Source organism: Mucilaginibacter sp. P4_E8 (assembly GCF_056401495.1).
Genome location: NZ_JBFUJG010000008.1, coordinates 1 through 14922, shown reverse-complemented (window position 1 = coordinate 14922; position 14922 = coordinate 1). Strand labels below are relative to the sequence as shown.

The following is a 14922-nucleotide window of genomic DNA, read 5'->3' as shown; positions in this document are numbered from 1 at the left end:
TTTTACTTGCTAAAATTGGTTAATAACAGCCACCCTTCCCGTATTTCCTGCGGTACACCGGTTAATCTGGCCTGGTCATCTACCGGTTGTACCTGCGATTCGGCCCATTCCTCTAATTCTTTATGCAGCCAGGCCCATTCGCCCCCGCTTTGGGCAGGCATCGGCATGGCCGGATTGCCCGTATCATAAAGTACCGGGGCGGTCAAAAATGCTATCTGAATATTGTCTAACGCGTCTGCGTATTGTGAAGGCGGGATATCAATAGCCTTTGCGGGCAACACTCCGGTTATGGCATGTACCGATCCGCGCGGATCAAGCAGCAGGGTTACTACTGTTTCGCGCAGCGGGTCCCGCAGTGCCAGTTCAACATCGCTATCTGTCGACTGGACAACGTGCCCAGACAATGATCCCCCTGCTTCTCTCGCGCGGTAAACCCCATAGTTGTCCTCTTTTTTAAAGAAACCCAACAGGCCATCATTAGTATGCGCGCTATTGCCAAGGCGAACCGGGAACTTAACGTTTGTAAATCCGTTCTCAATCCGATCCGGGTACACCCGTGATTGGTCAATCTCTGTTTTAAGGTCGGCCCAGCCGTTGCTGTATGCCGGCCAGCCTTTGATTTGAATGCCTAAACTCGCCTGCGCAACCGCAATAGGCGAACTCATCAGTACAGCATTACTGCCCGTTTGCTGTTGGCCTGCCGGTTTTATAGCTCTGAAAGCAACATCGTTTGCACGCAGAAAATCGTCAAGGTAAGCGCCGTTACGATCATTGTACAGCGCAAGCATGATATTTTTTATTTCATTATTTACCTTTTGCCCGTCTTCAGATTTAAAATAATTGGTTAGGGAGATGTCTGATGCGGCGTCTTTTTTCGGGGCGGCCTGCCACAATACATTTTTCCGATCTTCAGAAAGCGTCAGGGTACCTATAGGAGTTCCGTCTGCGTTATAAAACCAAAGACCCGGCTGAAGATGATTGGACATGATCCAGCCGCATATCGGCGTGGTATCCGGATGCGAGTTGGTTTCCATGTTATCATGCTCGGCAGCAAGCCACCTGAACTGCAACCGGCTTGGCTGCGCTATCCTTGGCGCCAGGTATACAAAATCATCTTTTTTATCCTTGTGCGATTTTAAATTTTCCGCGATGATGATCTTACCATACGTTTTTATACTTGGCTGAAGCGTATAGCCAAATACATCCACAATGGTGACAGAATCTATTTTCATGTACCCCGCACGTATAGGGTTGTAATAATCAGACGGTTTGGGAGCGCTTTTTGACAGATTAGCTACAACGTCCCGCACATCTTCATTAGTAAAGTCCTGGTAATCATCATTTACCAAATCTGTTACCTGCAACTGCATCACCTGGTCACGCATCACCAAACCATCATTAAATCCATTGAGCGATTGCGAAAGGACAGAACCCACCTTTTTCAGCTTTTCCTTTATCTCTTCAAGTTTCTCTTTGTCTACCTTGTCTAAAGGCTGCCCATCAATATATTTTTGTATCTGCTCCTGAAAATTTTCCTGGGCATGCGGAGTCAGGAAAATGGAGTTTTTGAAGGTTTGAGTTATTGTTCCAGGCTCGCCCATAAATTCATTATCTGCATACCCAAGTTCAAATTTGCTGGTTATGAAGTCGGGATGGTAGTTGATATCCTTATCCGAATCCGGCTTAATTTCTGCAACCGGATAATAATTAACTTTCCATGTTAGCAGATAAGGCAGCCACGGATTATTATCCCATTCCACAAAATAAACCAGGGAAGGCACTATACCACTATAGTGCAGGAAACTTTCGGGAGTTACAGAAGCAGAGATCAGGATATACTGTAACCGCTTCAGATCTTTTTCGGCAATGTCTGCTTCGGATACCTTTAAGGCATAACTATCCCCTTCATTTTTATAAAACTTAAGTAAGAAGGCATAATCAGCTGCGCTGATTGTGCCGCTGATTTCATCCATTGTGCCTGCGGTAATCAGGGCCGGAACCGCCGGTGTCAGCGATTTATCACGTTCTGCTTTAATGGCTTTTTCAATGCTGTTTTGCGTGTTTATTGCCCCGGCGGCTTTACAAAGCACACTCATAACCATAGGGTTTACCAGGCAGCTTTCTGTAAATAGCGCATAAATCTGCTCTGCATATTGCAATGGCATATTAAGAGGAAGGTGTGGCAAATTTCCTTTACTGAAAACAAGTTCGGTATTGTTACCTACTGCACCTTTTGAAATAATAGCCTTATTAATCAATTGAGACGAAAGCCGGCATACCAACGATTTATCAGGCATAAAACGACCGTCGCCGCCGTAGCGTTCCGGTGGGGTAATTTCATCGCCATGAAACAAAATCACAGGCTCGGCAGGCTGCCAGTAACGCAATGCAGATGTTGTAACCAGTTGGTAACCCTTAGGCAGTTTCCGCCTGATCTCTTCGGCTTTTTGGTTGACTGATTGCTGATTAGTAGCCTTCGTCTTATTTTCGAGCGCTTTTATTTGCTTCGTAATAAATATCATGATATCACGGGCACTTAACCCATGTGGCGGCGGCGTATCAGGATTTCTGCGCAATACCTGTATATACCGGTACCAATCCATAAAGATCTGCTTACGTGCCGACTCGATCTCATTCAATCCCTGGTCATAGGCAAACTGGCGTTTGTTCAACTCGTTAAGATCGGCGCCCATATTTTGGGCCAGACTTTTTAAACTCCGCTGATCATCCTTGTCTTTATCGTCAACTTTGGTTACTTCCCACAATTCGCCGCCTGCGGAGGAATTGTACCCGCTGGTGTGCAGCGCCATGTTAAGCTGCTCAATGCGGTCACCCTCCTGGAGCTTGCTGAGATCTTTTAGTTTGCCCAATTGCAAGGCATTAAGCAACCATTCTACCAATGCAGGATCAGATAGATCGCTTACCTTGGCGATAAGGGCCGCAAGCGCCTGCGATGACGTATCCCCTATAGCAATACGCATCTCGTCGCCAAGAGGTTTAAAAGCGCTCTTATCCCGGTTCCATTTTACATTACTGATAAGACCGGTAAAAAGCGTATGGGTAACCTGCGGCTTTGTTTCGACCGTACCTGAAGGAACAGACCATTTACACCTGCTTAATAAACTACCCAGGAAATCAAACCCGGACGAAGTAAGGGCATTGATGACCCGCAGCTGATCCTCAGCGCTGATATCTTTTACTAAAACATACGCGCCATCCTCAATAAATATCTTGTAAAATTGATTGAGGGTGAGTTTATTCTCCTTTGATGCAGCTTCCAATATCCCATCAAAATCAACCTGATTAAATTGCAGCGGCAATTGGTTTACCGGATCGTCGCCTTCGTTATGATACCAGCCAACCACCTGGTATGACAGCATAATGTCATTACCAAGCTTGGCAAGATCCTTATCGATATCAAAAAAACCGAAAATGCTTTTACTGGTGGCATAAGATGCGGAAAATGTGGGCGAACCATAACCCACCGCGCTTAATCCATTGGCATATTTATCGTTGTTATTCAACGAATCGTTTGCGTTTTGCAAATAATTTGAACGCCATGTTTCATACTCCAGCACGCGGCCCAGGTATCGAAACTGCTGATGATCATCCGGATGTTTGTCCTCATCAGGTTTAAATGGAACTGCCATGCTGGGGCGATTAGGATCCGGGCGGTTCTTAGACACATAGTTGCTTTCCACAACCCATGATTTTATCTTATTCACCGGCTTTGCCGCATTTGACAGATCGGAAAAAATGCGGGTAACCAGCCACCTGTCCGGAGTTTTCGGAAAAGCAATTGCTCCCTCTCCATCCTGCCGGGCGGCACCTTTGGTAAGTCCGTCAGGCAGGGCCCAGTGCAAATGCACGCCTGTACCCATCGGCCTCAAATCGGTGGTCATCACTTCTTTGCTAAGAAATGGCCTTATTTTGCCTCCTGTTTCGGGCAATAGTCTAAAATCATAAGGCTCGGGCTGAAACTTTGGCCCTACATTTTCGGCAACGCACATAGCCTCTATGTTCATCGGAACAACTAAACCAATGCCATCTGCTTCTAATTTTTTTTTCATATTATATCGGCTTTTGCTATAATGAACTTAACTGCCTCTGCACCTGCAACCATTTCGAGTGCAAACTCGGCTGCCGTAAATGAGTCCTGATAACCAACTTTTTCTTTAAGCGTCTCCGCCATAACGGTGACCAGCTTATTTATTTGCACAACACCGCTATCTTTACATGTATAGTCATCGGCTTTTAACGCCGGGGCAACTGCCGTATCTACTTGCGTACCCGCTTTATGGGCTTCCTGTCCGCTTTCCTGCTTATCCACCAGGTAACGAAATGATTTCTCAAGCGAAGCCGGCTTTTTATCTGGATCCTTAGTATCTGGATTCTCAAAGCCGAAATGCATACCCTCCGGCTGTTCGTTTATCCTGATGCTTTTAACTACGCCTTCATACATGCAAAGCAATACATTAGGGCTCAGGTGATCCATACGCAGCAACTGGCAGGGGTGCTTTTGCCCGGCATCCGTAAAAGCGGCAACCTGTAACCCTTCCCAATCGCTTACTATACCTGAACGTAAAAGAAACCCGGTGATAATCTCAGGAGCCTTGTTGGGTTCAGCGTTCAATAACCGATGCTCGGTCTCGCTTAAATGGCCTAATAAATGGCCTAACACATTGCCGCGTTCTGCTTTCATAGCCCGGCGCGAAAACATATGGAGCCGCGGCAGGAAAGCCTTATCATGAGCATTATCTGACGATGCCGAACGGCCAATGCTCAAGGCGCCCTCCACCAGGTAATTGAGCCACGTTGTATCGCAGTGAAAGAACCTTATCGATTCCATTGGCAACATATCAACGTCGGGTACCAGGTAGTTAAAGGGTACACCATGCAGCAGTTTAAGCCGGCCAAGCCAGTCGGCTAGGTTATGCTCTGTAGTGTTTTCCGGATTATTAGAAGCCCTAAGCGGGCGGTTAAGGCTCCAGAGCCTTTTTAGCTCATCCGGGTTATTTAGTGTTTCCAGTAACACCGCTTTATCAATTTTCATCAGAATAGTTGTCTTTATTGGCTATAAATTGTGATAAAATTTTACTTAAACCAGCATTCATCAGGTTTAGCAGATCGACTTGGGCATTTAATCCTGTCGCCTCCGACAGTTGTTCCTGCGAGTGTGGGCCGGCCTGTTCATCTACTATCTCTTTCAGCGTTTTGCTGATGATCTCCTGTTCGAATTTTGCAATGGCATCGCGTGTATTATCCCATTTCCAATTGTAAAGCGATTGTGCAAAATTGCCATTCTGCAAGGCCAGCAATTGTCCAAGTTGCCAGGCGGCGGCATAAGAAACATCAAACATACCCGTATCGGGGTTGTAAGCCGTACAAGTGTCGGGCCCATTTACAGGCAGATCAATTTTACTTTCCTTCACATCATACGGCACAAACGGCCCATGATACCAGGATACGGTATTAGCGCCCTGCCGGGTATGGTGATTCAAGGGGGCATAGCCCATATTAAAGGCATTGTTTATCGCATTACCTGCATTACCGGGCTCATAATCGGGCTGTAACTGCAACAGGTCGTTATTATGATGCTTATTACCTTTATCGTTCAGGTGAAGCAGATAGCCAAAAAAGCTTTGATTACGGCCTTTAGCGTAACGGTCTATAGCGTAAAAGTCCCACTGCTTAAACAGCACCAGTCGCACATGGGTAGTACCGGCAGGTAGCTTGCTTTCCCGGGTTCCATTAGGCAGGCAATCTTCACCTGGCAGATAAGAGTCCCAATTTTCAAAAGATACCAGGTAACCGGTACTCTTTGCTCCGGCCCGCGGCATTCTGTTGCCAATTACTGTTGATATTTTAGGTAATGTTTGCTGATCAGATATTGCCTTCAACCGTTCCAGGTAACGGGCCGACTGTGTATTGCTCGGCTGTATTTCCCGCACATGTGCCAACCAGGGCATGTCTGCCTCACAAGGAGCTATTTTATTAAACAGGGCTACAGGTATATCCACAACCAGGCATTTATCGGTATACTTTTCTGTGGTTGGGTCGGGCGTAAATTTAGGATGAAAATAATGCGCCGGCAACGTATCGGCATCTTTATTGGATGTTAACGGAGATTTTACAAGTCCGCTTACCTCAATCTGCGACACTTTAACGGCCACGTCGGTATCAAAAACAGAAAGGATACCCAGCCATGGGGCCTGGTCTGCCGCCGCGAGTAAACCCTGGGCAGATGATGCTGCCGCCGTGCGTTCCCAGGGCAGCGTGGCCCGGTTAAAACAAACATGCGGCAATACCCTTGCATAGTCGCCCTGTGCATTTTCAGGCGGGAAAACTGATGTTATAGCCCCAACGGGCAACATAAACCGGGGACCATTTACCGCAAATTGATTTAGGCTTTCATAAGTGGTTTTCGGCACATCACCGTTAGAACTTGAAACGGTTTGATGGACGGTGATACTACCTTTACCGGCATTTAACGGTGGTATCTGGTTTTGCTGAAAGATGATTTTTCCCTTAAGCGGACTCTCATCTGAATAGATCTCTTTAATAAGCATACCTTATGATTTGAATTTGCAGCCTCCTTTTGGGAAACTGTTACATGTTTTAAAAGCAGGACGGTAGATGAAAATGTATAATTACCACCATCAGAAATAATGCATCACCCAGGGCGATATACCGGACAACTGATGTAGCAGCTGCGCCAATTTGACTTTTCCCGCTATCTGATTTTTATCAGGACAACTTGCTTTTTCGCCCGCACACCTAAATCATTCACCAGATTTCCGATGAAAAGATCATCATATTGGTGATGCATTTTCATTACTTAAAGGTCAACGTAAGGGGCATCAAAAAAAAGGGTTAAAACCGCTTATTAAGCGAAGAAAAAAAGGTCAAACAAGCCTTACAAAAGGAGGATTAGCGCTAATAATTAGCTTTTTAAGGGGCGTTGTAATGAAAACCGGAGATATTAACGTTGTGAGTGGGTATTCCTCCTGTAGCCTCCTATTTTTCCAACCTATCCTGAACTTTCTTAAAGTATTCTCTGCAGTAGCAGCTAAATCTTTCAAATCTTGTAAAAAAGAGTTCGAAAATTGTGTATTAAAGGCCAAAAACCGCGTTTAAATACATTAAACACGGTTTTTCATTTTGCGTAAATTTTCGATATTGCGCTTCCATACAATAGAGGCACTTTTTGAGTTCGAACCCCTCCGGGTCACTTAAGGAAACACCAGATACTATTTGTTTCCTTTTTTCTATACCTAAAACAAGGTATACCCAGTTACACCCATCTGATAACGTTAGCTATCTTTTTTGGAGTCGACTTTTAGTGAAGTTATTTGTAACCGCCGCTCTTTTGTCCGAATCAGCGCAGTAGTAGACCTTCCATCAATTTTGCCTCAATGTAGCGTCACATGATCTGCTCAACCCATTGACTTCGCCAGGCCGGCGCCTCAAAGGGATCTGCGAAATACTGTGTCTCGTGCACAACCTTACCGTTGCGGAACTCCATAATGCTCACGGTATATGCGGGTTGCCCCTGATAGGTGATTGTGTATTCTGTGATCCAGAGATTACCCTTTCCCAGAATCCGCTTTACATTGAAGCCTGACGGCTTACCTGGATGATGACTCCGTAAGGCCTGCAAATTGCTTCGTCCGACAATTCGTTCGCCTGACTGGGGATAATCACATATAACATTGTCATCGTAAATATCATGTTCCGCGTTTACATCGCCGACTGCCGACGCGTGCCAATGCGCATTCAGGGTTTCGCGTATTTGTTCTTCTTCCATGGGCCGCTCCTAATATTTGATTTTTCCGTTTAAATTACTTTTGGGATGAAACCCGGTACGCCAGTATTCACTACTTGATTGAATCTCTGCCTGGTCTGAATGCGACTGATTTCATCAAACGCGTCTTTTGGCAGAGGAGCGATATCGAAATTCTCTCGCGCACGGGCCGCAGTCCTGGCCGTGGTAAGCAAAGCCGTGCCACGCTGCACCGCCCAAGCCAACAGCACCTGTGCGGGCGTCTTTCCAACTCGCGCGGCAATGGCCAAAACAACTGGATCTTCGAGCGGCCCCGGCTTTATTCCGTGACCCAATGGCGCAAAAGCCAAAAGTACAATACCCTTCTCCTTGCAAAATTCCAGAAGCTCCGTTTCCGGCAGATATGGATGTGCTTCCACCTGGATCACAGCTGGCTTTATTCTCGCCGCTTCATAGAGGGGCAACAGTTCGTTTAAACCGATGTCAGACAGTCCGATAGCCCGGCATTTGCCACCGTCCACGAGTCTCTCCATTGCCCGCCAGGTGTCGAGCAAAGTCACGCCGAGGTCGTAAATGACATTGCCGTTTTGATCCCGTGGGTCCTGCTCATCCCCTGGTTGAAATGCAAATGGAGTGTGAATGAGATAGAGATCCAGATAGTTGAGCTGTAGCCTTTTTAAACTCGCCTCGAATGCCGGTTCAACACGCTCAGGCCGATGATTGGTGTTCCACAACTTCGTGGTAACAAAGATGTCTTCGCGGGCAATACCACCAGCAGCAATTCCTGCCTGCAACGCCTCGCCCACCTCACTCTCGTTTCGGTATCGCTCCGCACAATCGAAGTGTCGAAATCCAGCTTCCAGCGCGTCCCTGGTAGCACTTATCGTCGCGGCCGCATCGGGAATTAAGGTACCAAACCCCAGGACGGGCATATGAATGGAGTTATTGGTTGTCTGCATAATGATATCTTTTATTATATTTTTTCTTTGTTAATGGGGTTGGATTAGGTTAATTAAATCTACGCAGTAAAAAACGAAATTTAAACCTTCTCTTTAATAAGATAAACAGTTGGGAGTGATAATTCCCGTTTTTGCTCCTCCTTAAACGGCATCACCATACGTTTCCAATAGATAGCCGTTTTGCCAATTGCCGGAATGACCAGTATCACAATAGCTACAGCAAACAGTATTATGGCGAACACCATGAATACTGCCCGGTTTGTTAATAATTGGCTTTGCTGTGTAAGGTTTTGCCATACAGCTGTATTCGCCAAACCCGATGCCTGGTCTGAAGTAAACCCCTTTGAAGCATAAAGAGACCGGTAGGCATTCAAGCGGACAATTGTGTTTTGATTGTCTGACGTTAGGTATCCAAGAAACCCTTCTTTAAAATATTGATTAAAGTACAACTGCAGATTATAAAACCCTGCGAACGAATTTAAAGTTGAGGTGAAACGGGTAAATGCTGCAATTACCAAACCGGTAGTCCCGGTATACACAGGCGCTGATGAAAGCACAAATATCATTAAGGGTACAAACAGCAGCCCTGATGCAGCACCCTGAATAAACACCGGAAGCAGCAGGTTAGTAAAAGATAAGTCGGGTGTCAATAAAAAGCTCATCCATACATTGAATGCCGCCATCAATCCAAATCCCGTTACCAGAAGCACTTTAATGGTAATTCTTTTTATAAGCATCAGCCGGATTGCGAAGACAAGCAGCATCACCATTCCTGCGATGTTGCACAAACTCAGTATAATCACCTGCAGTGTACTCCACTTAAGTACTCCCCCGGCGTAGTTATAGATCAGGTTCACACTATCTTTGCTGCCGTAATAGATAGCCAGCAGACAAATCCCGATCACAAAATTCCGGGATTTAAACACGCCCGGGTGAATTACCGGTCTTTTGACGATGTGCTGCCTGTACAAAAATAACAAGGCCGCAATCACGGTGGCAAACGTACTACAACGTATCCGTGGGTCGGCGAACCAATAATACCTGGAACCGTAAATAAGCGTATAAGCCAGTGCCAGCATGCCGCAGGCGAATAAGACCATTCCGCCCCAATCAATTTGATATAAAGGATAACGCCTGTGCCCGGACGACTGCCTTAACATCAGCAACATCATCATGAGTGTCAACAATTGAAACAGGATCAGGTAATCGTAGGTTACTTTCCAGTCAGCAGATTCTACTACCACGCCGGCAACTAAACCGATCACAACCGTATTGCTCAGTATCGCGCCATAAAATACCGCCGGGGCTATCGTTTTCACACGCTCTGAGGGCAAGCGCGAAAAGATCAGCAGCAGCGTAAATACAAGCACATTGCCTGTTAAAATGCCTTGCAGAAACCGGATAACTAAAAATAAATTGATATCCTGGCAGTGGATACAAATACAATTCAACATGATGGCCAGCATTGTACTAACCAATAAATAGCCCCGCGTATCGAAATACCTGAAAAATCGAAATTGTACCGGTATAACAGTGATAATACCGGCATAGGTTGCCATCACACCAAATTGAATATCTTCGGGCTGCGCACCAAGGTAACCGACCATATAATTCTGGGTTAGCACAAACATACCCAGCTGCACCAAACCAGATAGTAACATTAGCAACAGCGCAATGCGTACTCCCCAGTGCCAATCAATTATCCAATCTTTAAAATAAACCGGCTTCATGATCATGATCTTTTTTTAACGGCTACGGTTACACTCATACCGGGAATCACATTGCCAGCTTGTGCGTCTGTAAATTCAATTTTTACAGGTACCCGTTGGATGATCTTCACAAAATTTCCGGTGGAATTATCCGGCGGTAAAAGAGAGAAACGAGAACCGGTAGAGCCCGCAATAGCCATGATCCTGCCCTTAAATACTTTACCATCTATGGCATCTACACGTATCTCCACAGGTTGGCCTACGTACATACCAGCAACCTGTGTTTCCTTATAGTTTGCGGTAATCCATTTATCGCCTTCGTTAATGATACTCACCAGTGGCTGCCCGGGTTGGATCTGCTGGCCCTCTAAAATATTTTTGCGGCCCAACCTACCGGAGTATGGCGCGCAGATAATGGTATAAGATAAATTAAGCTGTGCCAGCTCCAATGCAGCTTGTTTTCGCTTAATATCTGCCTGCAACAAGGCGAAATGCGTTTTAAGCTCCGCTATGCGCGCCTCGTTAGTTCTTAGGCCATTTTGGGCGGCACTATAATCGCTTTCCGCCACATCATAGTGTGCTTTTACCTGTTCCAGATCTGCACCGGTAGCGGCTTCTTCTTTTACCAGGTTTGTGTAGCGCCTGATATCCTGCTGCTGCTGCACATATCTGGCCCGCGCGCCGTCGATCTGATCCTGGTTGACATGCGTACCTGTTTCGGCCGAATGGATACTTGCTGCAAGTACTGTTAGCTGAGCGCGGGCATCCTCTATCGCTGCCTCAGCCACCTCCAGTTGGGCACGGTATTCCCTGTCATCCAGTATAACCAGCGTATCGCCCCGCTCAACCAGCTGATGCTCGTTAAAGCTGACACGTTGAATATATCCCCCGGCCCTCGCAGAGACCGGGTTAATATATGATTCAACCTGGGCATCATTGGTTTCCTCGTAATGCTCACTATATTTCCAATATTGAAAAAAATACACTACCCCGATAAGGGTTACAACTACCGCAATAATCGTAATGACAATGTTGCCCGGATGTGTTTTATGATTCTCTTTTTTCATTTTTTAATTGTTTGTTTATAAATTCCCGCTGGTATAAAGAATATGGTAATAAATAGCCAGCGCATCCGTTTGGGCCCTGATCAAATTGAACCTTGATTCCTGGTAGAGATTGTCCGCATCCAGCAGATCTGTTAGTAAGGACAGCTGGTTTAAATATTTGGTATTTACGATGCGGTAGTTGACCCGGGCCTGCTCCACAGAGTGCTCATTGACCGAAATCCTGGTGAGCGCTTCTGCATACTTGATATAATAGGACTTGATCTCCGTACGCACATTATCGCTGTAAGCCTCTTGCTGCACTTCGAGTTCTTTTACCCGGAGTTTGCCTGCGGCCACCTTACTTTTATTGTGGTACAGCGATGAGATGCTGTACTGCGCCTTCAGACCCACGAAACCGATTGCATAGGCTTGATTAACCGGCGGAAAGAAAAGATAATTTGGGTAGTTTAAGCCATAAGCAGTATAAAAGCTTAAACTGGGCTTATTATTGCTTTGAACACCTTTAAGCCTGGCCCGCTGCACTTCAACGTTTTCAGCGGCTTTTTGCACGCTATATGACGAAACTCCGGCAGCCTCGATAAGCGGCAGCAGTGAACGGATTTCCGGTTTGGGCGTTCCGGCAGAATCGATAGGTAATATTCTTACGGAATCAGGAACATTAATTAAAACGTCTAATTTCTGGTTCGCAATGGTAATATCATTTTCATTTTGCTGTAAGGAAAGCTCAACGTTAGAGCGCGCCACCTCTGCTCGTAACACATCGCTTTTGGTCACTTTTTGATTTTTGTAAAGCGCGTTAATATTATTTAGCCGCGTTTGTGCTCTTTTCAGCTGATCCAGAATGAATTTCTGCAGGTCATTAAGACTGACCAGATCAAGGTACTGGTTAGCCGTTTGTAAACCAATATTTCCAGACTGATCCCGGGTGTTCAGCTTTGCCAGATTTAAGCGCGATGTTTGTTCCTTTTGCAAAGCCCGCTGCCTGCCGCCACTATAAATATTAAATAAAGCGTCAACGCCTAAAGCCGCACTATTAGGTGTCGGTTTTCTTGGCCCGGTAGTGGAGTGGCTAAGCCCTTCCGTAAACAGCGTAAGGTCAGAGAAACGCTGATAAGAGCCGCTGACATTAACCGTCGGCAATGCAGTGTTGTAAGCATCTTTACGGTCTTCACCAACAGCGCTTTCTTCGATATTGGCGGCTTGCACCCATTTGTTCTGACTTTTGGCAAACTGCACCGCCTCAGCCAGGCTAAGTCTGTAGCCATTCCCTGGTTGGGCCTGGGCATTCGCAATTGTTGTATTCCATATTAAAATAGCCAGCGATAGAATAGTAGCTGACAAACACAGCTTCCTGCTGTGGTAAACATAATTATACATGACTTATCTAAAACCCCCTTTTGATTTTTTTGACAAGACAAATTTCCGGCTAAACGACAGGTATAAGTAGACAAAACCACCTCAATATTCGTCGAAATGGCTTATATATTTAAATGGAGAGATTAAATATTCAATTGAACTTTTTCCGGTACTCAATCGGAGACATGCCTGTGTTAGCCCGGAAGAATTTGCCAAAAACAGACTGGTCTGAGAAATTCAGCAACCCGCTGACTTGCGATACGGTGAGTGTTTTGTTTTGCAGCAAAACTTTAGCTTCCAGGATCACGGTGTCGTCGATCCATTTTCCGGCGGATTTGCCGGTTTGCTTTTTAATGGCTGCCGAAAGAGATTTGGGCGTTAAATGAAGATGGTCGGCGTAAAAATCAAGCCTGTGTTCCTGCATATAGTTATTACTCAGCAACTGCCTGAATTTGTTAAACAAAGGGTATCCCTTTTTAGGAGATGGCGTTTCGGGAGTATGTTGCCGGTGATAGGCATCTATCTCATAAACCAGGGCGAAAATATAGCTTCGGACAAGCTCAGACTCATGATAGTTACCTGTAGCCTGCGTTAGTTGGATGAGCTCAAATATTTTGTTGATTTTAATGAAATAAGACGATTGCAGCGGTAAAACAATAAGATCACTATCTTTAAAAAAGTCATATTTAAAAAGAAAAAAAAGGTCTGCATACCTTTCCATTAAAAACCCGTCCTTAAAAAAAATAACATCCATTTTCAACAGGTCGCTGCTTTTAGTGAAATATCGTATAACAGAAGGGCCCAACGTAATAATTGACGGCGCGTCAACATCCCACGATGTCAAGCCAGCATTCAGTTTAACGGTGCCTTCTTTAATATATGCAATCGCATAACTCTCGGCCCGGTAGGGTTCTTCATGATATGGACGATTACCAGAACTCACAAAAAGATATTCCTTATTAGGATCGGGTACAGAAAAAAGCCTGCTGTGTCTTGAAAGTGAAAATGTTTTTATGCCGTCCATCAACATAAAGTTAAAACATTAAGCGTGTTTTTTGCCCCTGTCGTCTTTTTTTAATATGTTATAGGCTTTCAGGCCATAAATGTCGCTACAGCAGGCGGCGTAAGCCTCAACCAGCAGACCAATGTGCATAAGATTGAACCAACCAGTTCCAGCTCAGGAAAACCTGGAGCGCTGAACTGGATGGTTTTTTCCCCGGCCGCCAAACCTTCGGGCAAAGCAAAAATGGCGCAATCTATATCATCAGCGCGGGTATCAATAAATTTAACTGCTAAAGAATTATGGGATAGCTCAATATCAGCACCTTCATCGGCGAAATGAGGACATACAGCGCGGACTAACCATACTCAATCATCGTCATCTTTAACTGAGGATATTTTCACAAAGGCGCTCCTCCGTGGTTCCGGCATCCGGCTTTGCGACCCTTTTATCGCTTTCCAGATAACTTCATTTAACGGCCGGTCCGGAACTGCGTCTGCTTTTAGCGGGTTGAAGATAATAGCTTTAGCCTGTGGATATAATTATAGACGGATATAAAAAAACCTACGTACAGTTAAGACACGTAGGTATTACTGTATAAGGAATTGATTTTGGCCTTAATTAAAAAAAGAAGTTAGCTGTGAAACTAACTTCTTTCAATCTACCCATTCACTCATCCATCTACCTAAAAGAGTTATTATTCCGAGCTACTCCTTGTTATACGTTTGTATTATTTTAATTGTTGCAAAAATCAGTAATATAAAAAGGAGAATAAACATTTCTGCTTACTCTCCCCCTCGTTTAATTTTTAGCGCCATAATTATCGCTAACTACTTTTAAATCAAGACAATAATCAGACCACTTTATTCACTATAAATAAATAAGACCGCCCAACTATTTTATCATCTTCAATGCTGATTAAATCATTATAAGAATTTTAACCTTAATTAATAAATAAGTTGTTTACTATGGGGTATGATTCTTGCACTATTAAATAAGTATCTAATTATTAACAAGTTATTTAATAAAAAAGCGATGGATGATATTG

The 14922-nt window shown here is 44.9% G+C and carries 10 protein-coding genes; 1 reads left to right on the top strand and 9 read right to left on the bottom strand.

Annotated features, from left to right (window positions below):
• Window positions 1–2: 2 nt before the first annotated feature.
• From AC1DRQ_RS05290 to AC1DRQ_RS05250, 9 genes are all read right to left on the bottom strand, one after another.
• Window positions 3–4070, bottom strand: a complete 4068-nt coding sequence (locus tag AC1DRQ_RS05290) for a hypothetical protein (RefSeq protein ID WP_477422669.1) — start codon at window positions 4068–4070, stop codon at window positions 3–5.
• A complete protein-coding gene (locus AC1DRQ_RS05285) occupies window positions 4067–5053 on the bottom strand; it encodes a hypothetical protein (RefSeq protein WP_477422667.1) in 987 nt (328 codons plus the stop codon). Before AC1DRQ_RS05285 ends, AC1DRQ_RS05290 begins: the two co-directional genes overlap by 4 nt.
• On the bottom strand, window positions 5043–6569 hold the full coding sequence (locus AC1DRQ_RS05280) for a hypothetical protein (protein WP_477422666.1): 1527 nt from the start codon (window positions 6567–6569) through the stop codon (window positions 5043–5045). The genes AC1DRQ_RS05285 and AC1DRQ_RS05280 overlap by 11 nt, the downstream gene beginning before the upstream one ends.
• A gap of 854 nt (window positions 6570–7423) precedes the next feature.
• Window positions 7424–7807, bottom strand: a complete 384-nt coding sequence (locus AC1DRQ_RS05275; RefSeq protein ID WP_477422664.1) for a nuclear transport factor 2 family protein — start codon at window positions 7805–7807, stop codon at window positions 7424–7426.
• Between the two features lie 29 nt (window positions 7808–7836).
• A complete protein-coding gene (locus AC1DRQ_RS05270; protein WP_477422662.1) occupies window positions 7837–8742 on the bottom strand; it encodes an aldo/keto reductase in 906 nt (301 codons plus the stop codon).
• A gap of 80 nt (window positions 8743–8822) precedes the next feature.
• Entirely contained in the window at window positions 8823–10478 is a 1656-nt protein-coding gene (locus tag AC1DRQ_RS05265) for an MFS transporter (protein WP_477422661.1), read from the bottom strand.
• Window positions 10475–11518, bottom strand: a complete 1044-nt coding sequence (locus AC1DRQ_RS05260) for an HlyD family secretion protein (protein WP_477422659.1) — start codon at window positions 11516–11518, stop codon at window positions 10475–10477. Before AC1DRQ_RS05260 ends, AC1DRQ_RS05265 begins: the two co-directional genes overlap by 4 nt.
• Before the next feature lie 15 nt (window positions 11519–11533).
• Entirely contained in the window at window positions 11534–12859 is a 1326-nt protein-coding gene (locus tag AC1DRQ_RS05255; protein WP_477422657.1) for a TolC family protein, read from the bottom strand.
• Window positions 12860–13025: 166 nt separating this feature from the next.
• Window positions 13026–13898: a helix-turn-helix domain-containing protein gene (locus AC1DRQ_RS05250; protein ID WP_477422656.1), complete on the bottom strand. Its 873-nt coding sequence runs from the start codon at window positions 13896–13898 to the stop codon at window positions 13026–13028.
• A gap of 123 nt (window positions 13899–14021) precedes the next feature.
• Here AC1DRQ_RS05250 and AC1DRQ_RS05245 point away from each other — a divergent pair, with 123 nt between their 5' ends.
• Window positions 14022–14216, top strand: a complete 195-nt coding sequence (locus tag AC1DRQ_RS05245; protein WP_477422654.1) for a hypothetical protein — start codon at window positions 14022–14024, stop codon at window positions 14214–14216.
• The last annotated feature ends 706 nt before the right edge of the window (window positions 14217–14922 follow it).

What these genes read in the sequence shown, in the direction of transcription:
- AC1DRQ_RS05290 (WP_477422669.1), bottom strand. Translation starts at nt 4,070, where the DNA reads ATGAAAAAAAAATTAGAAGCAGATGGCATTGGTTTAGTTGTTCCGATG.
- AC1DRQ_RS05285 (WP_477422667.1), bottom strand. Translation starts at nt 5,053, where the DNA reads ATGAAAATTGATAAAGCGGTGTTACTGGAAACACTAAATAACCCGGAT.
- AC1DRQ_RS05280 (WP_477422666.1), bottom strand. Translation starts at nt 6,569, where the DNA reads ATGCTTATTAAAGAGATCTATTCAGATGAGAGTCCGCTTAAGGGAAAA.
- AC1DRQ_RS05275 (WP_477422664.1), bottom strand. Translation starts at nt 7,807, where the DNA reads ATGGAAGAAGAACAAATACGCGAAACCCTGAATGCGCATTGGCACGCG.
- AC1DRQ_RS05270 (WP_477422662.1), bottom strand. Translation starts at nt 8,742, where the DNA reads ATGCAGACAACCAATAACTCCATTCATATGCCCGTCCTGGGGTTTGGT.
- AC1DRQ_RS05265 (WP_477422661.1), bottom strand. Translation starts at nt 10,478, where the DNA reads ATGATCATGAAGCCGGTTTATTTTAAAGATTGGATAATTGATTGGCAC.
- AC1DRQ_RS05260 (WP_477422659.1), bottom strand. Translation starts at nt 11,518, where the DNA reads ATGAAAAAAGAGAATCATAAAACACATCCGGGCAACATTGTCATTACG.
- AC1DRQ_RS05250 (WP_477422656.1), bottom strand. Translation starts at nt 13,898, where the DNA reads ATGGACGGCATAAAAACATTTTCACTTTCAAGACACAGCAGGCTTTTT.